This window comes from Streptomyces sp. CNT372 (assembly GCF_000377145.1).
Genome location: NZ_KB897777.1, coordinates 369,021 through 394,798, shown reverse-complemented (window position 1 = coordinate 394,798; position 25,778 = coordinate 369,021). Strand labels below are relative to the sequence as shown.

Below are 25,778 nucleotides of genomic sequence, written 5' to 3'. Positions count from 1 at the left end.
CGTGTGAGCCTCTTGGGCCCCCTGCCCGGATATGGGGATTCGGACGGAGGAGGTTCAGGGCGGCACATGCGGACTCAGCCACCGCCAAACCCCCATTCGTGTCGGCGGTACCGGTAGACTGAGAGCGAATCCCGCTCGCTCGCGGGATTCGTCGATTAGATGCCGAACGACGCAGCCGGTCCCGCTAGCCCGGAGAACGGCCTGTGCTGTGCCAGAAAGGGCGCTTCGTGGCCGATTCCGGCAACCCCAACGAGAACACCCCGTCCGCCGCCGCCGAGGGGATCGGCGAGGCACCCGCCTCGTACGACGCCAGCGCGATCACCGTCCTCGAGGGTCTGGACGCGGTCCGCAAGCGCCCCGGCATGTACATCGGCTCAACCGGTGAGCGCGGACTTCACCACCTTGTGCAAGAGGTCGTCGACAACTCCGTCGACGAGGCGCTCGCCGGCCACGCGGACACGATCGACGTCACGATCCTGGCCGACGGCGGCGTGCGCGTCGTCGACAACGGCCGCGGCATCCCGGTGGACATGCACCCCGTGGAGAAGAAGCCCGCGGTCGAGGTCGTGCTCACCGTGCTGCACGCGGGCGGCAAGTTCGGCGGCGGCGGCTACGCCGTCTCCGGCGGTCTGCACGGTGTGGGTGTCTCCGTCGTGAACGCCCTGTCCTCCAAGGTGTCGGTCGAGGTCAAGCGGGACGGCTACCGCTGGACCCAGGACTACAAGCTCGGTGTGCCGACCGCCCCGCTCGCCCAGCACGAGCAGGTCGAGGACTCCGGCACCACGGTCACGTTCTGGGCGGACCCGGACGTCTTCGAGACCACCGAGTACTCCTTCGAGACGCTCGCCCGCCGCTTCCAGGAGATGGCCTTCCTCAACAAGGGCCTCACCCTGACCCTCACCGACGAGCGCGAGTCGGCCAAGGCGACGATGAACGCCGACGACCCCGACGCCGCCGAGACGGCCGAGGAGCAGCCGGCGCGCACGGTGACGTACCACTACGAGGGCGGCATCGTCGACTTCGTGAAGTACCTCAACTCCCGCAAGGGAGAGCTGATCCACCCGACCGTGATCGACGTGGAGGCCGAGGACAAGGAGCGCATGATCTCGGTCGAGATCGCGATGCAGTGGAACTCGCAGTACAGCGAGGGCGTGTACTCCTTCGCCAACACGATCCACACGCACGAGGGCGGTACCCACGAGGAGGGCTTCCGCGCGGCGCTCACCGGCCTGGTCAACCGCTACGCCCGGGACAAGAAGCTGCTCCGCGAGAAGGACGACAACCTCACCGGTGAGGACATCCGCGAGGGTCTGACCGCGATCATCTCGGTCAAGCTGGGCGAGCCGCAGTTCGAGGGCCAGACCAAGACCAAGCTGGGCAACACCGAGGCGAAGACCTTCGTCCAGAAGGTCGTCCACGAGCACCTGACCGACTGGTTCGACCGGAACCCGAACGAGGCCGCGGACATCATCCGCAAGGGCATCCAGGCGGCCACCGCCCGGGTCGCCGCGCGCAAGGCCCGGGACCTGACCCGCCGCAAGGGGCTGCTGGAGTCGGCCTCCCTGCCCGGCAAGCTGAGCGACTGCCAGTCGAACGACCCCACCAAGTGCGAGATCTTCATCGTCGAGGGTGACTCCGCCGGCGGCTCCGCCAAGTCCGGCCGGAACCCGATGTACCAGGCCATCCTGCCCATCCGCGGCAAGATCCTGAACGTCGAGAAGGCCCGGATCGACAAGATCCTCCAGAACACCGAGGTCCAGGCGCTGATCTCCGCCTTCGGCACCGGTGTCCACGAGGACTTCGACATCGAGAAGCTGCGCTATCACAAGATCATCCTGATGGCGGACGCCGACGTCGACGGCCAGCACATCAACACCCTGCTGCTGACCTTCCTCTTCCGCTTCATGCGCCCGCTGGTCGAGGCCGGTCATGTCTTCCTGTCCCGCCCGCCGCTCTACAAGATCAAGTGGGGTCGTGACGACTTCGAGTACGCCTACTCGGACCGCGAGCGGGACGCCCTGGTCGAGATGGGCAAGCAGGCCGGCAAGCGGATCAAGGAGGACTCGATCCAGCGCTTCAAGGGTCTTGGCGAGATGAACGCCGAGGAGCTGCGCGTCACCACCATGGACCAGGAGCACCGGGTGCTCGGCCAGGTCACCCTGGACGACGCCGCGCAGGCCGACGACCTGTTCTCCGTGCTGATGGGCGAGGACGTCGAGGCACGTCGCTCGTTCATCCAGCGGAACGCCAAGGACGTCCGCTTCCTCGACATCTGAGTCGGTCTCTGCTGACCGCGCGAAAGGACTGAAGACCAGCAATGGCCGACGAGACTTCCCCTGCCCCCGGCGGGGAGACCCCCACCCCCGTGACCACCACCGAGGACCTGGGCCCGCAGCTGCGGATCGAACCGGTGGGGCTCGAGACCGAGATGCAGCGCTCCTACCTCGACTACGCGATGTCCGTCATCGTGTCGCGAGCGCTGCCGGACGTCCGGGACGGCCTCAAGCCCGTCCACCGCCGGGTGCTGTACGCGATGTACGACGGCGGATACCGTCCCGAGAAGGGCTTCTACAAGTGCGCCCGCGTCGTCGGCGACGTCATGGGCACCTACCACCCGCACGGCGACTCCTCGATCTACGACGCCCTGGTGCGCCTCGCCCAGCCGTGGTCGATGCGGATGCCGCTGGTGGACTCCAACGGCAACTTCGGCTCCCCGGGCAACGACCCGGCCGCCGCCATGCGCTACACCGAGTGCAAGATGGCGCCGCTGTCCATGGAGATGCTCCGGGACATCGACGAGGAGACCGTCGACTTCCAGGACAACTACGACGGCCGGAACCAGGAGCCGACGGTCCTGCCGGCGCGCTTCCCGAACCTGCTGGTCAACGGCTCCGCCGGCATCGCCGTCGGTATGGCCACCAACATCCCGCCGCACAATCTCCGCGAGGTCGCGGCCGGCGCCCAGTGGGCGCTGGAGCACCCGGAGGCGACGCACGAGGAGCTGCTCGACGCCCTGATCGAGCGCATCAAGGGCCCGGACTTCCCGACCGGCGCGCTGGTCGTGGGCCGCAAGGGCATCGAGGAGGCGTACCGCACCGGCCGCGGCTCCATCACGATGCGCGCGGTCGTCGAGGTCGAGGAGATCCAGAACCGCCAGTGCCTGGTGGTCACCGAGCTGCCCTACCAGGTCAACCCGGACAACCTCGCGCAGAAGATCGCCGACCTGGTGAAGGACGGCAAGATCGGCGGCATCGCCGACGTCCGCGACGAGACCTCCTCCCGGACCGGCCAGCGCCTGGTGATCGTGCTCAAGCGCGACGCGGTCGCCAAGGTCGTGCTGAACAACCTCTACAAGCACACCGATCTGCAGACCAACTTCGGCGCCAACATGCTCGCCCTGGTCGACGGGGTGCCGCGCACCCTCTCGCTGGACGCGTTCATCCGGAACTGGGTCACCCACCAGGTCGAGGTCATCGTCCGCCGCACCCGCTTCCGGCTGCGCAAGGCCGAGGAGCGGGCGCACATCCTGCGCGGCCTGCTCAAGGCCCTGGACGCGATCGACGAGGTCATCGCCCTGATCCGGCGCAGCGACACGGTCGAGGTGGCCCGCGCGGGCCTGATGGACCTGCTGGAGATCGACGAGATCCAGGCCAACGCGATCCTGGAGATGCAGCTCCGGCGGCTCGCCGCACTGGAGCGCCAGAAGATCATCCAGGAGCACGACGAACTCCAGGCGAAGATCAACGAGTACAACGCGATCCTCGCCTCCCCGGAGAAGCAGCGCGCCATCATCAGCGAGGAACTGGCCGCACTGGTCGAGAAGTTCGGCGACGACCGCCGCTCCAAGCTGGTGCCCTTCGACGGCGACATGTCCATCGAGGACCTGATCGCCGAGGAGGACATCGTCGTCACCATCACGCGTGGCGGCTATGTGAAGCGCACCAAGACGGACGACTACCGCTCCCAGAAGCGCGGCGGCAAGGGCGTGCGCGGTACGAAGCTGAAGGAAGACGACATCGTCGACCACTTCTTCGTCTCCACCACGCACCACTGGCTGCTGTTCTTCACCAACAAGGGCCGCGTCTACCGCGCCAAGGCGTACGAGCTCCCCGACGCCGGCCGGGACGCCCGCGGGCAGCACGTCGCCAACCTGCTGGCCTTCCAGCCGGACGAGCAGATCGCCCAGATCCTCGCGATCCGCGACTACGAGGCCGCGCCCTACCTGGTCCTCGCGACCAAGGGCGGCCTGGTGAAGAAGACCGCGCTGAAGGACTACGACTCCCCCCGCTCCGGCGGCGTCATCGCCATCAACCTCCGCGAGACGGAGTCCGGCGCGGACGACGAGCTGATCGGGGCCGAGCTGGTCTCCGCCGAGGACGATTTGCTGCTCATCAGCAGGAAGGCGCAGTCCATCCGGTTCACCGCGACCGACGACGCGCTGCGCCCGATGGGCCGCGCGACCTCGGGTGTGAAGGGCATGAGTTTCCGTGAGGGAGACGAACTGCTCTCGATGAATGTCGTCCGGCCCGGTACGTTCGTCTTCACCGCAACCGACGGCGGGTACGCGAAGCGGACCGCGGTCGACGAGTACCGCGTCCAGGGGCGTGGCGGCCTCGGTATCAAGGCTGCCAAGATCGTGGAGGACCGCGGCTCGCTCGTGGGGGCGCTGGTGGTCGAGGAGACCGACGAGATCCTCGCCATCACCCTGGGCGGCGGTGTGATTCGCACGCGAGTCAATGAAGTCAGGGAGACGGGCCGTGACACCATGGGCGTCCAACTGATCAATCTCGGCAAGCGGGACGCCGTCGTCGGCATCGCCCGCAACGCCGAGGCGGGTCGCGAGGCCGAAGAGGTCGACGCGGCCGGAGCGGCCGACGGCGAGGCGGACGTATCGGCAGCCGAGGGCACCCCGTCCTCGGCAGGGGAGCACGAGGAGTAGAACGTGAGTGGAGCCACGGGCGCCGGAGCGGCCGCTTCCGGAGCGAACGGTGCCCGTGGCCCTGCCGCGGACTCCCAGGGGGCCACAACAGTGACGGACACCAGAGGGCAGCAGCAGCCCTCCTACGACGCGTACGACGGCGCGCAGAACGCACGCCGGCCGTACCACCCACCCCAGGCGTACCCGTCCCCCGACGGGACGCAGGGCGGACAGCAGCAGCCCGGCCGCCCGGCCGGGCCCGGCGCCGCGACGCGCAAGCCGCGTACCGGGGCCCGCACCACACCGCGCACCCGCAAGGCGCGGCTGCGGGTGGCCAAGGCCGACCCGTGGTCGGTGATGAAGGTCAGCTTCCTGCTCTCCATCGCCCTGGGCATCTGCACCGTGGTGGCGGCCGCGGTGCTGTGGATGGTCATGGACGCCATGGGCGTCTTCTCGACCGTCGGCGGCACGATCAGCGAGGCGACCGGCTCGAACGAGAGCAACGGCTTCGACCTCCAGTCCTTCCTCTCGCTGCCGCGGGTGCTCATCTTCACCTCGGTGATCGCGGTGATCGACGTGGTCCTGGCGACCGCGCTGGCCACCCTCGGCGCCTTCATCTACAACCTCTCCGCCGGCTTCGTCGGCGGCGTGGAGCTCACCCTCGCCGAGGACGAGTAGCGGCCGGGGCGGCGCCGGAAGCGGCTTCCACCGGGTCCCCGGTAACCGATTTTGGCGCTGCACCCCGCGTGCGCTAATCTTCAGAGGTCAGCGCGCAGCGCGGCGGGGCTATAGCTCAGTTGGTTAGAGCGCATCCCTGATAAGGATGAGGCCACAGGTTCAAATCCTGTTAGCCCCACCAGTTCGAAGGCCCCCGACCGGTTCCGGTCGGGGGCCTTCGGCGTGCGCGGGGCGGGCCGGGTCGGGTGCCGGGCAGGGGTCTGCGGGGGCCCACGCAGGTCACCGAACGGTATCGGCCGGTGTGTATAGTCGGGCGCCAGAAGTCCTCATACGTCAAGGAAAGACGAGGTCGCGCGGTGAAGAAGCTCCTCCTGGTCGCACTGGCCGCCATCGGCGGGCTCCTCGTGTACCGCCAGATCCAGGCGGATCGCGCCGAGCAGGATCTGTGGACGGAGGCGACCGACTCCGTGCCCGCAGGTTCGGGTGTGTGAGACCCAGATTCCGGAACCGGAGCCCCGGCCGCGTCAACGCGGCCGGGGCTCCGTGCCGTTCGGGGCCGTCGAGGCGAGGCGAAGCGGGGCACGGCGGATGATTCACCCCCGCGCGCAGACAGCGCACCCGGCCGCGGGGCAGGATGGTCCGGCGCCCGGACCGTCCTCGCGCGGCCCGTGGGCGCAGCGACGGCGGACGCCGCGCGACCGCGCACGCGGCGACGGCGCATGAGGGCTTGGACGGACACGAGGAGAAGCGCGTGAAGAGGCAGCGCGGCAGGGCGGGCCGGGCGGCGCTCGCCGGGATCGCGGCGGTGTGCGCGGTAACGGCGCTGCCCGGAGCGGCCCGGGCGGCGGACGAGCCGAGCCCGTACTCCTTCGACAGCGGAGCGAAGCCCGTCACGGGCACGCCCGTGAACACCGACGGGCCCTCCCTCACCGCCGGTTCGACGTACAAGGACGGCATCGGGCCGGGTGAGAAGCGCTACTACCGCGTCGACCTGGACGCCGAGACCAACGCGTACGTCTCCGCCGTGGCCGTCCCGAAGCCCGGCACCAAGGTCTCCTACGGCGACGAGCTGGAGGTGTCGATCGAGAACCGCTCTGGCTCCTCGTGCAGCGACGGTCGGGCCCGCTTCGGCTCCGCCGAGTACGCCCGCCCGGTCGCGGACTACGCCTCCCGCCGCGTCGACCGCAGCGGCAGCAGCGGCTGCAAGGAGGCCGGTCCCTACTACGTACTGCTGGAGCGCAGCAGCGAGAGCGACTCCTCGCCCGACCGGTGGGACGTGGAGATCCGTTTCCTCACCGAGCCCGGGCTGACCAGCAAGGGCCCCGCCGTAGCGCCCGAGGGCTGGCCGTCCGCCTCACCCGCCGCCCCTGCCGGCGCCGCGGTCGAGCGTGCGGGCGGCAGCGGCTTCCACGACGCGACGGGCCTGGCCCAGGGCGAGTGGAAGGACACGATCCGCCCCGGCCGGACGCACTTCTACCGGGTGCCGGTCGACTGGGGGCAGCAGCTCTTCGTCAGCGCCGACCTCGGCAGCAGCACGGTCTCCGACGACCGTCTCGGCAGTGTCGGCAACGCGCTGGCCGTCGCCCTGCACAACCCGGCCCGCGGTCTGGTGGACGAGAAGTCGAGCGTCTACTACGACGGCAAGCAGAAGGGCCTGGACCTCGACCCCCTGCCGCCGGTCGCCTACGAGAACCGCTACGCCTCCAGCAGCAAGGACGCCGCGGTCCGGTTCGCCGGCTGGTACTACCTCTCGGTCACACTCAGCCCGGAGATCGCCGACTCCTTCGGCGACGGCCCGCTGCCCCTCACCCTGCGCGTGAACGTGCGGGGCGAGGCGAAGGGCGGGCCCCCGTACGCGGGGGACGCCGGCCCCTTCCAGGTCACCGGCGACGACCGGGAGGCCGCCGACACCGGCCGGACGGTGGCCGACGAGGAACGCGGGGACACCATGGCCCTGGTCGCCGCCGCGGGCCTGGGCACGGGCACGGTCCTCCTCCTCGCGCTGGGAGCCTGGACCCTGCTCGCCCGCCGCCGGGCCGCCAAGCCCGCGGGCACCGGAACCGTGCCCGCCCAGGCCGCGCCCCCGGGCCCGGGAGGGTACCCGGCCTACGGCCCTCCCGCGTCCGGCTACGGCTACCCGCCGACGCACGGCGGCGCACCCCACGAGGGCCAGGGGGCCGGCCCGGGCCACGGTCAGGGGGCGTACGGGCCGCCGGGGTCCTAGCGACGTGTCCGGAAGGGGTGTGTCCGGAAGGGGCCGGCCGGCCCCACCGGCCCTCGGCGCGCGCTCGTGGTCAGCAGGCCGCGGCCTCGATCAGGGAGAAGGGGGCCGCCTCCAGCAGGGGAGTCACCGACACGACGGACAGTCCCGCGCGGTGGCACAGCTCGTCGAAGTCCTTGCGAGTACGTTCCCTCCCGCCTATGTTCACCAGCATGTTGAGGTCGCTGAGGTAGGTGATCCCGCCGTCCGCGGCGTGCGCAGCGGCGCCGGTGCCGACGACCTCGGGAAGCACCGGCTCCACGACCAGGACGCGGCCGTCGGGCGGCAGCCCCTCGCGGCAGTGGCGGAGGATCGTGACCGCTTGATCGTCCGGCCAGTCGTGCAGGACGCTCTTGACGAGGTACAGGTCCGAACCGCCGGGTACGGAACGGAAGAAGTCGCCCGCGGCCAGGGAACAGCGGCCCGTCACCCCGTGCCGGTCCAGAGTCTTCGGCGCCTGGGCCAGACCTTCCTCGGTGTCGTGGAGGACACCGGTGAGCGCCGGGTGCGCGGCGAGTACGCGGGCGAGGACGCTTCCGTCGCCGCCGCCGACATCGGTGACCGAGGTGAAGCGGCCGAAGTCGTAGGCGTGCGGCAGTACGGCGGCCGTCTCCTCGGATGCCTGGCTCATCGCCGCGTTGAAGTCGGCGGACAGCTCGGGGTGCCGGCCGAGATGGCTGAAGAAGTCGGTGCCGAAGGCGGCGTCGAACGCGGTCTCGCCGGTACGGACGCTGGTGTCCAGGCCGTCCCAGGCCCGCACGATCGCCGGGTCGGTGAACATCCGGACGAACGAGACGAGCGAGTCGGGCCGGCCGGAATCGAGAAGGGCGCCGGCCGCGGTCACGGAGAACGCGTCGGGTTCGTGCTCCTCCATCAGGCCCAGACCGGCGAGGGCGCGCAGCAGCCTCGTCATGGGCTGGTGCTCGGCTCCGGCGTCGGCGGCCACCTCGACGGCCCGCCGCCCCTCGCCGCCGATCAGGTCGAAGACTCCGAGCCGCAGTGCGGCGCGCAAGGTCTGCGAGGCCATGCTGCCGAAGGCGAGCCGGACGATCAGACCTCGGTCGGCCTCGGCCTCTTGGCCGGCAGTGGTGTCCAGGGTGCTCACGGATGACTTCCTTTCTCGTCGGGATGACCGGCTGTGATGTCCGGGGCGGGTCAGAGGCCGGCCAGGGCGGCGGGCGTGCACCCGGCGAAGGCGAGGACGTCGCGGTGGAGGTGGGACTGGTCGGCGTATCCGTGCGCCAGGGCGACGTCCGCGGCGTTGCCGCCCGCGCGCAGGGCCCGGGCGGCCCGGTCGAAGCGCACAAGCATGGCGGCGCGCTTGGGTGTGAGGCCGGTCTGCGCGTGGAACCGGGACCACAGCCGCTTGCGGCTCCACCCGCAGGACGCGGCGAGGTCGTCGACCCGTACCCGGCCCCCGCGCGCCACGATCGTGTCCCACACACCGGCGACCTCAGGTGTCATCGACGCCCCCCGGGCCGCCCGGCGGGCGAGGAACTCGCCGACCAGCGTGAAACGTTCCTGCCAGGCGGTGGCGGCGGCCACCCGTTCCCGGAGCTGCCGTTCCTGCCGTCCCCACAGGTCCCCCAGGCCGACGACCGCCCCCTCCAGTTCGTGCGGCGCCACACCCAGCAGTGCGTATGCGGCGCCGGGCGACAGGCATAACTCGACGCACTCGACGTCCCGGCCGCGAATCCGTGCGGGACCGGGCGACAACGACGCGACCAGGCTCGGACGAAGGCTCGGGCCTGTCGGGGGGCGCTGCCCGGTCTCGCCTTCGACCGTGAACGGTTCGTTCCCCAGACCGATGACGACGACCACGGCAGGCTGGGGCAGCACCCGCAGGTCCAGTGCCCGGTCGACGCGATCCCGGAATCCGGCCATCCGGACACCGACGACAGCAGGGGCGCCGCCGGGCCGCGCCACTTCCCAGCCCCCGCCGGCTCCCCGGTCGCCGTCGGGACCATGGTCCACGGCCACGGCCTCGCCCTCGGCGTTCACTTCGTCACTGTGCATGCCTCCACCCTGACGGACCCGGGCCGCCCCGTATTGGAGAAATGTTCCGCGGACCGACGCACGGACCGACGCACGGACCGGCGCACGGGCCGACGCACGGACCGGCGCACGGGCCGGCGTGGGTACCGCCCACGCACCGCACCCGTAAGCCGTGGACGCACCGGCCCGCCCCCGGGAGCCCTGGCCGGCGGGCCGGCCCATCCACCTCGCCGCCCGGCTTCAGCCGGTCCTCACGGTGATCGGAAAGGAGCGGCCTATACCTGGGTCAGGGCCCAGACACCCACCGCGAGGCAGAGCAGTGCCACGACCAGCACCGGGACCGCGACCTTCGGGGGCGGCCCCGGCCGCTTCACGGTCGCGGCGCCGGGCCCGGGCACGTCCGGCCGCGGGGCGCCGGCGGTGTACGGGCGGGTGGCGGAGGGGTCGTACCCCGGCGGCGCCGCCGGCGCGGGGAACGGCTGAGCCGGGCCGGGCCCATGCCCCACGGGCGGCTGGGCGGGCTCCGGCACGTGCGCGGCCGGACCGCCCGGGCCCGGGCCGTTGGCGGTCGGCGGACCCGGGTTCGGGCGGGGCGCGGGTGCCGGGGGCGGAGCCGGATGGAAGCTGCCGGTCCCGGACGACGAGGGCACCGGAGCGGCGGCGGCCGGTGCCGCCTCAGCCGACCCCGCCGGGGCGGCACCGGAGGCGGCACCCGGCGAGGCCACCGGCCCGGACGGCCCGAACCCGGCCGGCAGCGGGCCGAGTTGGTCGAAGATCTCCACCGGTTCCTCGTCCGGGCCCCCCTCGGCCAGCAGCTCCACGGCCGCGCCGAGCGCCTTGCGCGCCCCCGTCGCCGTACGGAACCGGGCGCCGGGATCGGGCTGGAGCAGCCCCGCCAGGACCTGCCACAGCGGCTCCGGCACACCCTGCGGGGCGCCGGGGGTGCCGTGCCGGGCGAAGTGCTCGATCAGCGCCCGGGAGTCCGGCTTCCTGCCCTCCAGCAGATAGAGCCCGACCAGCCCGGCCGCGAACAGGTCGGCGGGGAAGTCCGGTTCGGCGCCCATCATCTGCTCGGGCGCGAAGTAGCCGGGGGTGCCGACGACGTAGTCCGTCTCCGTCAGCCGGGGCTCCCCCTTGCGCATCGAGATGCCGAAGTCGGAGACCCGCAGATGCGGCCGTCCCGTGCCGGTGGCCTCCATGAGGAGGTTGGCCGGCTTGATGTCCCGGTGCACCACGCCCTCCGCGTGCACGGCGGCGAGCCCCGACAGGAGCTGGTCGAGCAGGGTGCACACGAAACGGGGCGGGAGCGGTCCGTAGTCGCCGATGACGTGGGCCAGCGAGCCGCCGGCGACCAGGTCCATGGTGAACAGGACCTTGTCGTCGTCCGCCGCCCAGCTCGCCGGGGCCAGGACGTGCGGGTGGTCGATGCGCAGCGCCTGCTCGCGGACGAAGCGGAGCAGGGTGTGCGCATCGCTCTGCTGGAGGACCTTGGCGGCCACATAGCGGCGGCGCCGGTGGTCCCAGGCACGCCAGACGGCGCCGACTCCGCCGCGCCCGATCGGGTCGATCAGCTCGTACCGACCAGCGAAGACCTCACCCATGGTGGTGTGCCGGCTCCTGCTTCCCTCGTGGAGGCGTCAGCCGCCTCGCTCAGCTCTGGTGCGACTCGTAGTGGGCGACCGCGTCGGCGGTCCGGCCCGCGCCGTACACCCGGAGGAACTCTGCCAGCTCGGGGTGGGTCGGGGCGAGGGAGTCCGCCGCGTCGATGATGTCGCCCGCCGCCGCGACCGAGCGCAGCAGCGACTGGATCTCCCGCACCACCCGGCGCACCGTCGGGGCGCCGGACGTGCCGGTGGACTGGCTCGTGGCGGTGAGGACGGAGCCGCCCTGGGACTTCTTGATCTCCTCCATGCGAGCCGTCGCCTCGACCGCGCTCACACTGCCGTCCGCCACCAGGGAGGCCAACTCCTGCAGTGCCTGGACGCGTTGGACCACCGCCGGGTTGCCGATCTTGGCGCGCTGGCCGCTCATCAACTGGGAGAGCATCGGGGCGGAGAGGCCGAGCACACCCGCGAGACGGGCCTGGTTGAGGCCGAGGTCGTCGATGAGCCGGCGGAAGAGCGCCCCCAACGGCTCCCCGTACCAGCTCCGCTGGAGCTCCCTGGCTCTCGCGGTCGTCTCCTGCTGTGCTGCGTCCATAGCGTCTCCCCATCGCTTCCCCTGGTGGCTTCGCTGCTGCGAAGCTGTGGTGCATCCTACGGAGAGCGGTCGCTCACGGGGAGGCCCGAGAGGGAGTCCCCGGGCTTTTGCAGGATCATGGTGGCGACCCGGTACTCTGGTGCGCGACGATGGTCACCACACGGTCGGCCACCGTTGTGCACAACCCTTCCGGGGCCTTAGCTCAGTTGGTAGAGCGCTGTCTTTGCATGGCAGATGTCAGGGGTTCGACTCCCCTAGGCTCCACTTCCACCGGGACCCCCGGTCCGCGACCTCGCGGACCGGGGGTCCCGTCGTCTACCCCGTCCTCACGGGGCCCGCATCCCGTGCGCATCCGTCCAGGGCGTCGGGCGGGTGGGCCGGACGGGTGGTGTTCATCGGAAGAACTGCGCGGCAGGGGCGTCGGTCCCCCACTCCTCGAGATGCGTACACATCATGAGAAAGGTATGTAAAGCGCTCAACCCGAAAGTGAGGGGTCATGACCGCCTTCAAGGTCAGGAATCTGTGGACCGCGTTCGTCACAGCGTTCTTCGCTCTGCTTGCCTCGGTGGGGCTCACCACCGCCTCCGCCGCCACGGCCCAGCCGGCCGTCGCGACGCCCGACGAGCCCGCGGCGCCCCGCACCGAGGCGGTCCGCACGGCGGCCGTCCCGGCGCAGAGCAGGCGAACGTGGACCCCGCTGCTGCGAGCGGCGCGGGACCGCTCCCTGCCGCCGACGATGAAGCAGCGCATCAGCGCCGAGGCGCACGGCGCCTCACCCGCCACCCGGCACCTGCCCACCGCGGAGACCGAGCCCGCCGGCATCGGTGACGCCGGTTCCCCCGGCACCGCCGCCCGGGCCGCCGAAACCGCTCCGGTGCATGACGCGGCCGCGCCGAAGCCCGCCCGCCGTGCCACCTCCACCGCCCGGGCCGCCGCCCGCCTCGCACGTCCCGCCGCCACGGCCCCCGAGGGCGTCGTCCGCACCGGCCGCCGTACCCCCGAACGCCACGCGACGGCCTCGTCCGTGCCCGCCGCCCGCTCCACGACCGGCTCCACGACCGGCTCGCCGGCCGCCTTGAACTCCGGGACCGCCGCGCCCGTGCGTGCCCTGTCCGCCGTCGCCGGCGGCCGTCCCTCCGTGCGCCGTGCGGCCGACAGCTCCGCCCGCGACGCCGCCGCCCGCAGCGCGGCCGCCTCGTCCGCCCGTGATGCCTACGTCGCGGACCTGCCTGCCCGTGACGCGTATGTCGTGGCAGCATGAGGCGCCGGGAGCGTCTCCTTCTCCCGGCGCCCGCGTCAGAGGTGCCTGTGCCGGCGAACGGACCGACCGCCCCGGCCGGAGCGACCGCCCGGACCGCCTGTCGGCGCCCCCCCCGGCTCAGCCGGTTCAGCGGCCCTCGTCGCCCTCCGCTTCGTCCTGCTTGGCCCGGACCTCGGGGTCCAGATCGGCCGTGGCGCTGCCGTCGACCGACGACAGCCGGCCCCGGTCGGCGACCTCGGTGGCCGCGGGAGGCTCCACCAGCCAGTCGGGGTTGGCCTGCTTGTCCCACCACTTCCACGCCGCGAAGGCACTGGCGGCCAGGACTCCGGCGATGGCGAGCCCCTTGGCCACACCGGCTGCCTTGGAACGCCGCTCGTGCTTGCGCACCAGCTTCTGGATCTCCTTGGCCGTCACCTGTCCGCGCAGCGCGGCCAGCGCGGCGGACGACCGCGCCGCGGCCTCGGCACCGACGGGCTGGGCGACCGCCACCGCGTGCTCGACCCGGGGAACGGTGTAGTCGGCCGCCTGCTTCGCGGCCCTGCGGGCACGCTTCGCGGCCTTGTGAGCGGCGTGGTCGACCTTGGGCGGCACATGCGGCGCCACGCGTACGTCGTAGTGTGCGCGGGCCTGAGCGGCTGCCTTCGAGACCGTGGGCGCGAGCTTCACACGCGCTTCGCGTGCATAGAGAGCGGCCTGGTCCTTGGCTGTGCCGGCGTAGGGCGCCACCACGTCCGCGGCGTGCAGCACGCTGTCCTTCGCCGTACCGGTCGCGGCGCGCACGCTGTCGATGCGGGTCACGGGATCCTCCTCCTCGGTGGCGTTCTGAGGGCCTGGGTTGTCCCCAGTTGGGGGCACAGTTCCGCCTTTCCACCCGGTTGCAAATCATGCCTCTCGTGAGCCTCTTCGGCATGCGGGACGCGCATCCGGGTCACATCCGCGTCGTCTGACGCGGCACATCCGCGTCCGTGGACGCGATGCCAGAGTGACCGCCTCCGGGCGGCGACGCGCCGGTGCCGACTGCGCCACCGGCCGCTTCCGCATGCCTTCCCCCGTCCGCCACCGGGAGGCCCGTCCGTCCGTGCGAGGATCGGGCGACGTCACAGGAAGACTTACGGAAGGCACACCGTGGCCGAGCAGCTTTACGCCACCCTCAAGACCAACCACGGCGACATCGACATCCGGCTCCTGCCGAACCATGCGCCGAAGACCGTGAAGAACTTCGTCGAGCTGGCGACCGGTGAGCGCGAGTGGGTCAACCCCGCCACCGGCAAGAAGTCGCAGGACAGGCTGTACGACGGCACCGTCTTCCACCGGGTGATCGGCGGTTTCATGATCCAGGGCGGTGACCCCCTGGGCAACGGCACGGGCGGCCCCGGCTACGAGTTCGCCGACGAGTTCCACCCGGAGCTGGCCTTCGACCGGCCCTACCTCCTGGCGATGGCCAACGCGGGCCCGGGCACCAACGGCTCGCAGTTCTTCATCACGGTCTCCCCGACGGCCTGGCTGACGCGGAAGCACACCATCTTCGGCGAGGTCGCGAGCGACGCCGGCCGCAAGGTCGTGGACGCGATCGCGGGCACCAAGACCAACCCGCGCACCGACCGGCCGCTCCAGGACGTCGTCATCGAGTCGGTCGTCGTGGAGAAGCGGGGCACGCAGGTGGCCGTGGACAAGCGCGAGGCGTAGCCCGCCGGGAACCTTTCGGCCCTGCCCGTCCGTATGGATGGACAGGGCGACAGGATGGACAGGGCGACGTCGCGAGCCGGGAGGACGAGGGACCCATGGACCAGGCGCCAGGCAGTCCGCAGGAGCCGGGGGCCACGCACGGCCTGCCCGGCTGCTACCGCCACCCGGACCGCGAGACGGGCATCAGCTGCACCCGCTGCGAGCGGCCCATCTGCACCGAGTGCATGATCAGCGCCTCGGTCGGCTTCCAGTGCCCCGAGTGCGTGCGCACGGGCTCCGGCACCGGCCACAAGCCGGACGCGAGCCGGCCGCGGACGATCGCGGGCGGGACGGTCGCCGCCGACCCCCGGCTGGTGACCAAGATCCTCATCGGGATCAACGCGGTGGTGTTCCTGCTCGCGGTCTCCCTCGGCGACGAGTTCGTGGGGCGCCTGACGCTGATCGGCGGGGCCTACGACCGCTCGGTCGGGGACTTCGTCGGGGTCGCGTCGCAGGGCGAGTACTACCGGCTGCTGACCTCGGTCTTCCTGCACCAGGAGATCTGGCACGTCTTCTTCAACATGCTGCTGCTGTGGTGGCTCGGCGGGCAGCTCGAGCAGGCGCTGGGGCGGTCGCGCTATCTGGCGCTGTACCTGGTCTCCGGCCTCGCGGGCAGCGCCCTGACCTATCTCCTCGCCGCTCCCAACCAAGGGTCCCTCGGCGCCTCGGGCGCGGTCTATGGCCTCTTCGGGGCGACGATCGTCCTGATGCGACGGATGCGCTACGACCTGCGGCCGATCGTCGTGCTCCTCGCGATCAACCTGGCGATCACCTTCCTCGCGCCGGGCATCGCCTGGCAGGCGCACATCGGCGGTCTCGTCGCCGGAGCGCTCATCGCCTACGGGATGGTCCACGCGCCGCAGGGGAGCCGCCGGAGCCTGGTGCAGTTCGGGACCTGCGGGCTGGTGCTGGCGGTCTCGCTGCTGGTGGTGGTCCTGCGCACCCTCGCGCTCACCTGAGGGTGCGGGGTGCGGGCCCGGACGCCAGCTTTCCCCAAAGTTGTCCACAGCGTGTGCCGGATCGTGTGCACCTTGTGGGGAACGCGCGTGCCCCTCGGCACTGACCTGGGGTTTCTCGGTCGGTGTGAGGGGCACGAAACTTCACCGCCAAGAGTGAAGTAGTCAGATCGGCGTCAACGATCCGAGAGTTATCCACAGATCGTCAGACCTTTTCCCCGGGTTGTGGATAACCGTGTGGACAACCTTGGGGCAGGGCTTGACGGGAGGGGCGCGCAGGCGCTACTTCCACTGCGTCGAGACGCCGAAGCCCGCCGCGATGAAGCCGAAGCCGGCCACGATGTTCCAGTTGCCGAAGCTCTGGACCGGCAGCTCACCCTCGGTCACATAGAACAGGACGATCCAGACGAGGCCGATCAGGAAGAGCGCCAGCATCACCGGGGCCACCCAGCTACGGCTGGTCAGCTTGATGTTCGCGGCCTGCTTCGAGGCCGGAGGCGGCGTGAAGTCGGCCTTCTTGCGGATACGTGACTTCGGCACGAGGGACTCTCCTGTCGATGCGCTGCGTGACCGCGCAGGTAACTGTGGCTGGCGCCGGGGGGTGCGAGGGGGCCCACGACCTCCCCCGGGCGTCCGTTAGCGTAGTGCTTCCGCGGTGCCTAAGGAGATAAGGGTACGTTGAGCAATTCCGCCGACTCCCCCCGAGGCCCGGTCCGCCGTTTCGACCGGCGACCGGTCCGGCTGCTCACGGCTGCCGTCTTCGCCCTGGCGGGAGTCATCTTCGTGACCAGTTTCAACACCGCCAAGGGTACGGACCTGCGCACCGACGCGTCCATGCTCAAGCTGGGCGACCTCATCACCCAGCGCAGCACGGACAACAAGGACCTGGAGGAGTCGACGTCCGCCCTCCGCCAGGACGTGGAAGCCCTCGCCCGCCGCGACGACGGTTCCACCGAGGCGCAGGACGCCGAGCTCAGGAAGCTGGAGACGGCCGCGGGGACCCGGGCGCTGACCGGGGACGCCCTGAGCGTCACCCTCGACGACGCCCCGCCGGACGCCCGCGCCGCCCCCGGGTACCCGGAGCCGCAGGCCAACGACCTCGTCATCCACCAGCAGGACCTGCAGGCCGTGGTGAACGCCCTCTGGCAGGGCGGGGCCGAGGGCATCCGCGTGATGGACCAGCGCCTGATCTCCACCAGCGCCGTGCGCTGCGTCGGCAACACCCTGATCCTCCAGGGCCGCGTCTACTCGCCGCCGTACCGCATCACCGCCGTGGGTGACCAGGACCGGCTGCGGAAGGCCCTCGCCGAGTCGCCCGCCATCCAGAACTACCAGCTCTACGTGAAGGCGTACGGACTCGGCTGGCGGGTCGAGGACGCCGACGACGTGACCCTGCCCGGCTACTCGGGCACGGTGGACCTGCACCACGCGGAGCCCGTCGAGGAGTGAGCGGCCGCCGCCCGCCCGGGTCGTCGCGGACCCGCGGTGACGGACGGCGACGGGCGCGCGGTGACGGACGGCGACGGGCGCGCTGTGACGGACGGCAAGTCGCGGGCTTTCCACAGCAGGCCCACGCGTCCCCGCCGACCTTTAGTCTGGTCCCGTACCGAACGGAAAGGGACGGCATGTACGGCTGGATCTGGCGGCATCTGCCGGGCAACGCGTGGGTGCGGGCGACGATCTCGCTCGTGCTGGTCCTGGCGGCCGTCTTCGTGCTGTTCCAGTACGTCTTCCCGTGGGCGGAGCCGCTGCTCCCCTTCAACGACGTGACGGTCGACGGAGCGGGGGCGGCCCGGTGAGCGCGCGCATCCTGGTCGTCGACAACTACGACAGCTTCGTCTTCAACCTCGTCCAGTACCTGTACCAGCTCGGCGCCGAGTGCGAGGTGGTGCGGAACGACGAGGTGTCGACGGCCCACGCGCAGGACGGCTTCGACGGCGTGCTGCTCTCCCCCGGCCCCGGGGCCCCCGAGCAGGCCGGTGTCTGCATCGAGATGGTGCGCCACTGCGCCGCGACCGGCGTGCCCGTCTTCGGCGTCTGCCTCGGCATGCAGTCCATGGCGGTCGCCTACGGCGGCGTGGTCGACCGGGCCCCCGAACTGCTCCACGGCAAGACCTCCCTCGTCACCCACGAGGGCAAGGGCGTCTTCGCCGGGCTGCCGTCGCCCTTCACGGCCACGCGGTACCACTCGCTGGCGGCCGAACCGGGCGATCTTCCCGCGGAGTTGGAGGTCACCGCCCGTACCGCCGACGGCATCATCATGGGGCTCCGGCACCGTGATCTGCCCGTCGAGGGCGTGCAGTTCCACCCGGAGTCGGTGCTCACCGAGCACGGGCACCTGATGCTCGCCAACTGGCTGGAGCAGTGCGGGGACAACGGTGCGGTGGGTCGTTCGGCCGGGCTCGCGCCAGTGGTGGGCAAGGCGCTGGCGTGAGCGCCGGGCGTCCCGGGCACGGCCACGACGGGCCCGACGGATACGGCGGTCAGGGCGGCTACGACCCCCTGACCGATCCGCTGCCGCCGGGTGCCGGCGGACCGCCCTGGTCCCCTGCCCCCGACACCGCCGAACCCCCCGCCGGGGCCACGCGGCCGGGTCCGTACGCCCGGCGGGCGACCGACGAACCGCACGACTGGTACGACCGCGAGGGCTACCGGCAGGACTGGTACGCCACGGAGCCCGGGGCGGCGGCCCCGCGCGTGCCCGGCTCCGCCCCGCCGCGCCGCGCCCCTTACGGCACGGGCCCCGGCTCCCGCGCCCCCTACGGCCCCGGGCCTGGGGCCGCAGACGAACCGCGTCCCGGGGCCGGCGGCGGGCACCCGGCGGCCGACGCCTACGGTGCCCCCGCTCCGGACGCGGCGTACGACACCTCCTACGCGGAGGGCACCGCCGTCCTCCCCGTCGTGGACGATCCGGCCGCCGCCCCTCCCGGACCCCGGGGCCCCGCCGCGCCGGATCCGGTGACGGACGACGAGACCGTGGCCCTGCGCACCTCCGAGACCCGCCGGGCCGCCGAGACCCCCCCGGGTCCCGGCCGGGCGGAGCGCCGGCGCGCGGCCAGGGGCGGCCGGGGCCACCGGCGCTCCGCGCCCGCCGGAGCCCCGTCGTCCGCCGTCTCACCGGCGGCCGGGGCCGGGAAGGCACCGGCGAAGCCGATGTCGCGGATGGAGGCCAGACGCGCGGCCAAGGCCGCCAAGGACAGCCCTGCGGTGATCGCCAGCCGGCTGATCGGCGAACTCTTCATCACCATGGGTGTGCTGATGCTGTTGTTCGTCACCTACCAGCTCTGGTGGACCAACGTCCTCGCCGGGCAGCAGGCCAACCGGGCGACCAACCAGATCCAGGACGACTGGGCAAAGGAGGACGGCAAGTCCCGCACCCCCGGCGCCTTCGAGCCCGGCCAGGGCTTCGCCATCATGTACATCCCCAAGCTGGACGTCGTGGCGCCCATCGCCGAGGGCATCGACAAGAACAAGGTGCTGGACCGGGGGCTGGTCGGCCACTACGCGGACGGCAAGCTCAAGACCGCCATGCCCGAGGACGAGCAGGGCAACTTCGCGGTCGCCGGCCACCGCAACACCCACGGCGAACCGTTCCGCTACATCAACCGCCTCAAGCCCGGCGACCCGATCGTCGTCGAGACGCGGGACACGTACTACACCTACGAGATGGCCAGCATCCTGCCGCAGACCTCGCCGTCGAACGTGGCGGTGATCGACCCGATCCCGAAGGGGTCCGGCTTCACCGAGCCCGGCAGGTACATCACGCTCACCACCTGCACACCCGAATTCACCAGTACCTTCCGGATGATCGTGTGGGGCAAGATGGTCGACGAACGGCCGCGCAGCCAGGGCAAACCGGACGCGCTCGTCGGCTGAGGCCGTGCCGTCCGGACGGGCCGAGAGACTTCGAGGCCGAGATACCTCACGACAGGGAACAGGTGCAGTGGGACGTGCACGAGGCCGGATCGCCGGTGCGATAAGCATCTTCGGGGAGTTGCTGATCACCGCGGGTGTGGTGCTCGGGCTCTTCGTCGTCTACTCGCTGTGGTGGACCAATGTGCTCGCCGACCGCGAGGCGTCCGCCCAGGGCGACCGGATGCGCGACGGCTGGGCGGCCGACCGGGGCCCGGGCGACCTGAACACCAAGGACGGCATCGGCTTCCTCCACGTCCCGGCCATGGGCGACGACGAGGTGCTGGTCAAGAAGGGCACCGACAGCAAGGCCCTCAACCGCGGCATCGCGGGTTACTACACCGAGCCGGTCAAGTCGGCCCTGCCCTGGGACGACAAGGGCAACTTCACCCTCGCCGCGCACCGGGACGGCCACGGCGCCAAGTTCCACAACATCCACAAGATCAAGGACGGCGACCCGATCGTCTTCGAGACCCGGGACACCTGGTACGTATACAAGGTCTACGAGACCCTGCCGAAGACGTCGAAGTACAACGTGGACGTGCTGCAGCCGGTGCCCGAGGAGTCCGGGAAGAAGAAGCCGGGCCGCTACATCACGCTCACCACCTGCACCCCGATCTTCACCTCGGACTTCCGTTACATCGTCTGGGGCGAGCTGGAGCGCACCGAGAAGGTCGACGCCGAGCGCACCCCGCCGGCGGAACTGCGCTAGCCGGCCCGGGGCCCCGGGCCGCACGGCGGGGCGCCCCCGGTACACGACGGAGCCCCCGGCATCCCCAGAGGGGGGTGCCGGGGGCTCCGTGCTGCCGGGCCGGGGTCAGTCCCCGTCGTTGCCGCCGATGAAGCCACCGCCGCCGCCGTTGCCGCCGTTGCCGTTCCCGCCGTTGTCGCCCCCGCCCCCGAAGGTCTGGAGGACGATCGGGGTCGTCGCCGGGTCGACCTGGGCGCCCGGGCCCGGGTTGGAGGCGATCACGATCGCGTTGTCCCCCTGCGGGGAGCCCGGGGCGACGGAGACCTGGGCGAAGCCGGCCTGCGCGAGGATCTGCTTGGCCTCACCGAGCCGCTTGCCCACGATCTCGGCGGGCACCGCGACCTGGGTCTGCTGCGGCCCCTTGGAGACCTGGAGGGTCACCTTCGAGCCCTTGGTGACCTGGCCCGCCGCCGGGTCCTGGGCGGTGACCTGGTCCTTCGGCTGGTCGGAGTCGACGTCCGAGCGGACGACCTCGAAGCCCAGCGCCTGGAGCTGGTTCTGCGCCTGGTCGAAGGAGCGGCCCACCACGTTCGGCAGGTTCTCCTTGGCCTCCTTGGCGACGGTCAGCGTGACGGTCGCGCCGGTCTCGGCCTCGCTGCCGGCCCCCGGGTTCTGCTTCAGGACCGTGCCGGGCTCGGCCTCGGAGGACTCGACCTCCTCGACGTCGACCTTGAACTTGTCCTTCTCCAGGATCTCGGTGGCGCGGTCGCGGTCCTGGTCGACCACGTCCGGGACCTTGACCTTCGGGGCGCCCTCGGAGACGACGACCGTGACGAGACCGCCCTCCGCCATCTTCCCGGGCGGCTGCGGCGACTGGCTGCAGATGCTGCCCTTCGGCTGGTCGCAGCGGGCCGTGCCGTTCTCCTCGATCTCGACCTTGGCGTTGACCGCGGAGCTGCGGGCCTCCTCCAGGGTCTTGCCCACCAGCTGGGGCACCGGGACCTGTTCGCCACCGCCGTCCCCGCCGAAGAGCGACTTGCCGATCAGCACCGCGCCGATCAGCACCAGGACGCCGGCGACCACGAGCAGGATCGTCGAGGTGCTGGACTTCTTCTGGCGCCGGCGGTCCGGGCGGTCGTCGTAGCCGCCGTAACCGCCGTCGTCCGGGTTGACCGGCGGCAGCATGGAGGTCTGCCCGGCCGGGTCCGCCTGGCGGAGCGCGGCCGTGGGCTGGTCCTCCGGCGGGTAGCCGTAGCCGACCGCGCCCATGGCGGCGGTCGCGGCGACGGGCTGGCCGTCGAGGCACGCCTCGATGTCGGCGCGCATCTCGTCGGCGGACTGGTAGCGGTAGTCCGGGTCCTTGACCAGGGCCTTCAGCACGATCGCGTCCATCTCGGGCGTGATCTCGGGGTCGAAGACGCTGGGCGGCTGGGGCTCCTCGCGCACATGCTGGTAGGCCACGGCCACGGGGGAGTCGCCGACGAACGGCGGCCGTACCGTGAGGAGTTCGTAGAGGAGGCAGCCGGTCGAGTACAGGTCGGAACGGGCGTCCACCTGCTCGCCCTTGGCCTGCTCCGGGGAGAGGTACTGGGCGGTGCCGATGACGGCCGCGGTCTGGGTCATCGTCATCCCGGAGTCGCCCATGGCGCGCGCGATGCCGAAGTCCATGACCTTGACCTGGCCGGTGCGTGTCAGCATGACGTTCGCCGGCTTGATGTCACGGTGGACGATGCCGTTGCGGTGGGAGTACTCCAGGGCCTGGAGGATGCCGATCGTCATCTCCAGCGTGCGCTCGGGCAGCAGCTTGCGCCCCGAGTGCAGCAGCTCACGGAGGGTCGACCCGTCGACGTACTCCATGACGATGTAGGGGATCGAGACCCCGTCGACGTAGTCCTCGCCGGTGTCGTAGACCGCGACGATCGCCGGGTGGTTGAGCGAGGCGGCGGACTGGGCCTCCCGGCGGAACCGGGCCTGGAAGGACGGGTCGCGGGCGAGGTCGGCCCGCAGCGTCTTCACGGCGACGGTGCGGCCGAGCCGGGTGTCGTGGGCGAGGTAGACCTCGGCCATTCCACCGCGGCCGAGCACCGAGCCCAGTTCGTACCGGCCGCCGAGGCGACGCGGCTCTTCCATAACCTTCCAGCCCTCTCCGTCAGTCCCGACCGCACCCGTGTGTGGTCCGGCGGTGTGCTGTTCGCGCATACGCTACCGGCCACCTACCACGTGATCCGCCCGAGGCCGTCAGCTGATACCCGACCGGTATCGCAATGTGCAGGTATGCGGGTCGGGAGTGATCCTCGTCACTTCTCGTCCAGTACGGCCTTCATCACGGCCTTCGCGATGGGGGCCGCGAGACCGCCGCCGGAGATGTCGTCACGGCGGGCATTGCTGTCCTCCACGACCACGGCGACGGCGACCGGGGAGCCGTTGTCGTCCTTGGCGTAGGAGATGAACCAGGCGTACGGGTTCTTGCTGTTGTTCTCGCCGTGCTGGGCGGTACCGGTCTTGCCGCCGACCTTCACGCCGGGGATCGCGGCGTTGCTGCCGGTGCCGCGCTCGACGACGTTCTCCATCATCCGCTGGAGCAGCTGGGCGTTCTCCCCGGAGACCGGCCGGCTCATCTCCTCCGGCTCGTTCTGCTGGATGACCTCCAGGTCGGGGGACTCCAGCTTGTCGATCATGTACGGCTTCATGAGCTTGCCGTCGTTGGCGATCGCCGCGGTGACCATGGCCATCTGGAGCGGGGTGGCCGCGGTGTTGAACTGGCCGATGGAGGACTGCGCGTTGCCGTCCCGGCTCATGTTCTTGTCGTAGACGGAGGCGGCGGCGCGGACCGGGGTGTCGATCTCCGCGTTGTTGAAGCCGAACTTCTCCGCCATCTCGACCATCTTGTCCCGCGTCACGTCGTCACCCAGCTTGGCGAAGACGGAGTTGCAGGACACCTCCATCGCCTTGTTCAGGGAGGCGTTCTCGCAGCCCTGGGCGTGGTTGACCATCGGGGTGCGGGTGCCGGGGAGGATGTAGGGCTCGGGGGTGTCGGTGGCCGCGTCGATGTCGGTCACCTTGCCGTTCTCCAGCGCGGCGGCGGCGGTGAGCACCTTGAACGTGGAGCCGGGCGGGTAGGTCTCGCGCAGCGCCCGGTTGAGCATCGGCTTGTCGCTGTCCTTGTTGTTCGCGACCCACGCCTTCTCGTCAGCCTTCAGCCGGCCCGCGAAGGCGGAGGGGTCGTACGAGGGCGTGGACGCGAGGGCGAGGATCTTGCCGGTGCGCGGGTCGATCGCCGCGACGGCGCCCTTCTTGTCGCCGAGGCCCTTGAACGCGGCCTTCTGAGCCGCGCCCTTGAGCGTGGTGACGACGTTGCCGCCCTTCTTCTTGTCGCCGGTGAACATCGCCATCGTGCGGTCGAAGAAGAGCTGGTCCGAGTTGCCGCTGAGGATGCCGTCCTCGAGCTTCTCGATCTGGTTGGCGCCGAAGACCTGGGAGGCGTATCCGGTCACCGGGGCCCACAGGGGCCCGTCGGTGTAGGTCCGCTTGAACTTGTAGTACTCGTCGTCGGTCTCCTCGGAGCCGGTGATGGCCTTGCCGTCGACGATGATGTTGCCGCGCTCGTGGGCGTAGCGCTCGATCTCCACGCGCTTGTTGAGCTTGTGGGAGTTCAGCTCGTCCGCGCGGACGTACTGGAGCCAGTTGTCCCGGATCAGAAGGGCCAGGACGAGGATCCCGCAGAAGATCGCGACTCGGCGCAGGGGCTTGTTCACGGTCGGACCACCTGGGTCATCTCGGCGTCGGGGGACGGGGCAGGCGCGGGCGCGGGGCGGCGCGCGGTGTCGCTGATCCGGATCAGGATCCCGATCAGGGCCCAGTTGGCGATGACGGACGAGCCACCTGCCGCGAGGAACGGCATCGTCATACCGGTCAGCGGGATGAGCCCCATCACACCGCCGGCGACGACGAACACCTGGAGCGCGAAGGCGCCGGACAGGCCGATCGCGAAGAGCTTGCCGAAGGGGTCACGGGCGGCCAGCGCGGTGCGCACACCCCGTTCGATGATCAGACCGTAGAGCAGCAGGAAGGCCATCACACCGGCCAGCCCGAGCTCCTCGCCGACGGTGGCGAAGATGAAGTCGGAGTTGGTGGCGAAGCCGATGAGGTCCGAGTTGCCCTGCCCGAGGCCGGTGCCGAGGGTGCCGCCGGCGCCGAAGGACATCAGCACCTGCGTCATCTGGTCGCAGGCGTTCAGCATGTTGGTGCCCGCCTCGGCGGTCTCCCGGCAGCCGAAGGGGTCGAGCCAGGCGGCCACGCGGGACTGCACATGGCTGGCGAAGGAGGCCACCACGACGGCGCCGCCCGCGGACATCAGCAGACCGATCACGATCCAGCTCGTCCGCTCGGTGGCGACGTACAGCATGATCACGAACATGCCGAAGAACAGCAGTGAGGTGCCGAGGTCGTTCTCGAAGACGAGGATGAGCAGGCTCATCGCCCAGATCGTCAGGATCGGCCCGAGGTCGCGGCCGCGCGGCAGGTAGAGGCCCATGAAGCGCCGGCTGGCCAGGGCCAGGGCGTCCCGCTTCACCATCAGATAGCCGGAGAAGAAGACCGCGATCACGATCTTCGCGAACTCACCGGGCTGGATGGAGAAGCCGCCGACGCGGATCCAGATCTTGGCGCCGAAGACGTTCGCGCCGAGGCCGGGCACCAGCGGGAGCAGCAGCAGGACGATGGCGACGGCCATCGAGATGTAGGTGAACCGCTGGAGGACGCGGTGGTCCTTCAGGACCAGCAGCACCCCCACGAAGAGCGCGATCCCGAGCGCCGAGTACATGAGCTGGTTGGTCGCCTGGACCGCCTCGCCCCGGGCCAGCAGGCGCGGGGACTGGTCCAGCCGCCAGATCAGCACCAGGCCGAGCCCGTTCAGCAGGGTCGCCAGGGGCAGCAGCAGCGGGTCGGCGTACTTGGCGAACCGGCGCACCACGATGTGGGCCACCGCCGCCATCAGGCCGAGGCCGAGGCCGTAGCCGATGACGCCCGCCGGCAGTGTGCCGTCGAGCGCGAGGCCCACGTTGATGTACGCGAACACCGGGATCGCGACGGCGAAGGCGAGCAGCATCAGCTCGGTGTTCCGCCGGCTCGGTGCGTCGATCGCGCCGATCGTGGTCGTGTTGGTGACAACGCTCATGGTGGAG

21 protein-coding genes, 2 tRNA genes and 1 pseudogene are annotated in these 25,778 nt (G+C 71.0%); 15 read left to right on the top strand and 9 right to left on the bottom strand.

Translation table 11 applies throughout. The features are described from left to right. Positions 1 to 203: 203 nt before the first annotated feature. The 6 genes from gyrB to C593_RS0104315 all read left to right on the top strand — a co-directional run bounded on the left by gyrB (position 204) and on the right by C593_RS0104315 (position 7,820). Positions 204 to 2,276: a DNA topoisomerase (ATP-hydrolyzing) subunit B gene (gene gyrB / locus C593_RS0104340; RefSeq protein ID WP_037744655.1), complete on the top strand. Its 2,073-nt coding sequence runs from the start codon at positions 204 to 206 to the stop codon at positions 2,274 to 2,276. A gap of 41 nt (positions 2,277 to 2,317) precedes the next feature. Then, complete coding sequence (gene gyrA, locus C593_RS0104335; RefSeq protein WP_018846087.1) at positions 2,318 to 4,939, top strand: DNA gyrase subunit A; 2,622 nt, start codon at positions 2,318 to 2,320, stop codon at positions 4,937 to 4,939. Between the two features lie 90 nt (positions 4,940 to 5,029). Next, complete coding sequence (locus C593_RS0104330) at positions 5,030 to 5,596, top strand: DUF3566 domain-containing protein (RefSeq protein ID WP_018846086.1); 567 nt, start codon at positions 5,030 to 5,032, stop codon at positions 5,594 to 5,596. A 104-nt stretch (positions 5,597 to 5,700) separates the two neighbouring features. Next, a tRNA-Ile gene (locus C593_RS0104325) sits at positions 5,701 to 5,777 on the top strand. A gap of 175 nt (positions 5,778 to 5,952) precedes the next feature. Continuing rightward, positions 5,953 to 6,087, top strand: a complete 135-nt coding sequence (locus C593_RS31275) for a DLW-39 family protein (RefSeq protein WP_003958712.1) — start codon at positions 5,953 to 5,955, stop codon at positions 6,085 to 6,087. A gap of 260 nt (positions 6,088 to 6,347) precedes the next feature. Next, a complete protein-coding gene (locus C593_RS0104315) occupies positions 6,348 to 7,820 on the top strand; it encodes a hypothetical protein (RefSeq protein ID WP_018846085.1) in 1,473 nt (490 codons plus the stop codon). A 70-nt stretch (positions 7,821 to 7,890) separates the two neighbouring features. Here C593_RS0104315 and C593_RS0104310 read toward each other — a convergent pair whose 3' ends face one another. The 4 genes from C593_RS0104310 to C593_RS0104295 form a co-directional block, all read right to left on the bottom strand. Then, positions 7,891 to 8,961: a methyltransferase gene (locus C593_RS0104310; protein ID WP_486591070.1), complete on the bottom strand. Its 1,071-nt coding sequence runs from the start codon at positions 8,959 to 8,961 to the stop codon at positions 7,891 to 7,893. A 50-nt stretch (positions 8,962 to 9,011) separates the two neighbouring features. Further along, positions 9,012 to 9,872, bottom strand: coding sequence for a helix-turn-helix transcriptional regulator (locus C593_RS32295; RefSeq protein WP_018846083.1), 861 nt, complete (start codon positions 9,870 to 9,872; stop codon positions 9,012 to 9,014). A gap of 254 nt (positions 9,873 to 10,126) precedes the next feature. Then, positions 10,127 to 11,452, bottom strand: coding sequence for a serine/threonine-protein kinase (locus C593_RS0104300; RefSeq protein WP_018846082.1), 1,326 nt, complete (start codon positions 11,450 to 11,452; stop codon positions 10,127 to 10,129). A gap of 49 nt (positions 11,453 to 11,501) precedes the next feature. Beyond that, positions 11,502 to 12,050 carry a helix-turn-helix domain-containing protein gene (locus C593_RS0104295; protein ID WP_026277334.1) on the bottom strand — a complete coding sequence of 183 codons (549 nt, stop codon included), beginning with the start codon at positions 12,048 to 12,050 and terminating at the stop codon, positions 11,502 to 11,504. A gap of 191 nt (positions 12,051 to 12,241) precedes the next feature. Between C593_RS0104295 and C593_RS0104290 the strand changes: the two genes are divergently transcribed. Continuing rightward, positions 12,242 to 12,314 (top strand) — tRNA-Ala (locus tag C593_RS0104290). 232 nt (positions 12,315 to 12,546) lie between these two features. Beyond that, positions 12,547 to 12,951: pseudogene (locus C593_RS33575) on the top strand (DUF6344 domain-containing protein); the annotation flags it as partial. 486 nt (positions 12,952 to 13,437) lie between these two features. Here the strand turns inward: C593_RS33575 and C593_RS0104280 are convergent. Continuing rightward, complete coding sequence (locus C593_RS0104280) at positions 13,438 to 14,109, bottom strand: DUF5324 family protein (protein ID WP_018846079.1); 672 nt, start codon at positions 14,107 to 14,109, stop codon at positions 13,438 to 13,440. Between the two features lie 327 nt (positions 14,110 to 14,436). Here C593_RS0104280 and C593_RS0104275 point away from each other — a divergent pair, with 327 nt between their 5' ends. Together C593_RS0104275 and C593_RS0104270 are read left to right on the top strand one after the other, a co-directional pair. Further along, positions 14,437 to 14,997, top strand: a complete 561-nt coding sequence (locus C593_RS0104275) for a peptidylprolyl isomerase (protein WP_018846078.1) — start codon at positions 14,437 to 14,439, stop codon at positions 14,995 to 14,997. Between the two features lie 95 nt (positions 14,998 to 15,092). Continuing rightward, on the top strand, positions 15,093 to 15,995 hold the full coding sequence (locus C593_RS0104270) for a rhomboid family intramembrane serine protease (RefSeq protein ID WP_018846077.1): 903 nt from the start codon (positions 15,093 to 15,095) through the stop codon (positions 15,993 to 15,995). Between the two features lie 279 nt (positions 15,996 to 16,274). Here C593_RS0104270 and crgA read toward each other — a convergent pair whose 3' ends face one another. Next, complete coding sequence (crgA, locus tag C593_RS0104265) at positions 16,275 to 16,532, bottom strand: cell division protein CrgA (protein WP_018846076.1); 258 nt, start codon at positions 16,530 to 16,532, stop codon at positions 16,275 to 16,277. Between the two features lie 138 nt (positions 16,533 to 16,670). On the opposite strand from crgA, the gene C593_RS0104260 reads away from it, so the two are divergent. The 5 genes from C593_RS0104260 (at position 16,671) to C593_RS0104240 (ending at position 20,616) form a co-directional block, all read left to right on the top strand. Continuing rightward, complete coding sequence (locus tag C593_RS0104260) at positions 16,671 to 17,441, top strand: DUF881 domain-containing protein (protein WP_018846075.1); 771 nt, start codon at positions 16,671 to 16,673, stop codon at positions 17,439 to 17,441. Positions 17,442 to 17,617: 176 nt separating this feature from the next. Next, positions 17,618 to 17,791 carry a hypothetical protein gene (locus tag C593_RS33235; RefSeq protein ID WP_018846074.1) on the top strand — a complete coding sequence of 58 codons (174 nt, stop codon included), beginning with the start codon at positions 17,618 to 17,620 and terminating at the stop codon, positions 17,789 to 17,791. Next, positions 17,788 to 18,426 carry an aminodeoxychorismate/anthranilate synthase component II gene (locus tag C593_RS0104250; RefSeq protein WP_018846073.1) on the top strand — a complete coding sequence of 213 codons (639 nt, stop codon included), beginning with the start codon at positions 17,788 to 17,790 and terminating at the stop codon, positions 18,424 to 18,426. The genes C593_RS33235 and C593_RS0104250 overlap by 4 nt, the downstream gene beginning before the upstream one ends. Further along, positions 18,423 to 19,868, top strand: a complete 1,446-nt coding sequence (locus tag C593_RS0104245; protein WP_018846072.1) for a class E sortase — start codon at positions 18,423 to 18,425, stop codon at positions 19,866 to 19,868. Before C593_RS0104250 ends, C593_RS0104245 begins: the two co-directional genes overlap by 4 nt. A 67-nt stretch (positions 19,869 to 19,935) precedes the next feature. Beyond that, positions 19,936 to 20,616 carry a class E sortase gene (locus tag C593_RS0104240; protein WP_026277333.1) on the top strand — a complete coding sequence of 227 codons (681 nt, stop codon included), beginning with the start codon at positions 19,936 to 19,938 and terminating at the stop codon, positions 20,614 to 20,616. 105 nt (positions 20,617 to 20,721) lie between these two features. On the opposite strand, the gene pknB is transcribed toward C593_RS0104240, so the two are convergent. The 3 genes from pknB to C593_RS0104225 all read right to left on the bottom strand — a co-directional run bounded on the left by pknB (position 20,722) and on the right by C593_RS0104225 (position 25,771). Beyond that, positions 20,722 to 22,725: a Stk1 family PASTA domain-containing Ser/Thr kinase gene (gene pknB / locus C593_RS0104235; RefSeq protein WP_018846070.1), complete on the bottom strand. Its 2,004-nt coding sequence runs from the start codon at positions 22,723 to 22,725 to the stop codon at positions 20,722 to 20,724. 167 nt (positions 22,726 to 22,892) lie between these two features. Further along, complete coding sequence (locus tag C593_RS0104230; protein WP_018846069.1) at positions 22,893 to 24,350, bottom strand: penicillin-binding transpeptidase domain-containing protein; 1,458 nt, start codon at positions 24,348 to 24,350, stop codon at positions 22,893 to 22,895. Beyond that, positions 24,347 to 25,771, bottom strand: coding sequence for an FtsW/RodA/SpoVE family cell cycle protein (locus tag C593_RS0104225; RefSeq protein ID WP_018846068.1), 1,425 nt, complete (start codon positions 25,769 to 25,771; stop codon positions 24,347 to 24,349). The genes C593_RS0104230 and C593_RS0104225 overlap by 4 nt, the downstream gene beginning before the upstream one ends. Positions 25,772 to 25,778: the final 7 nt, after the last annotated feature.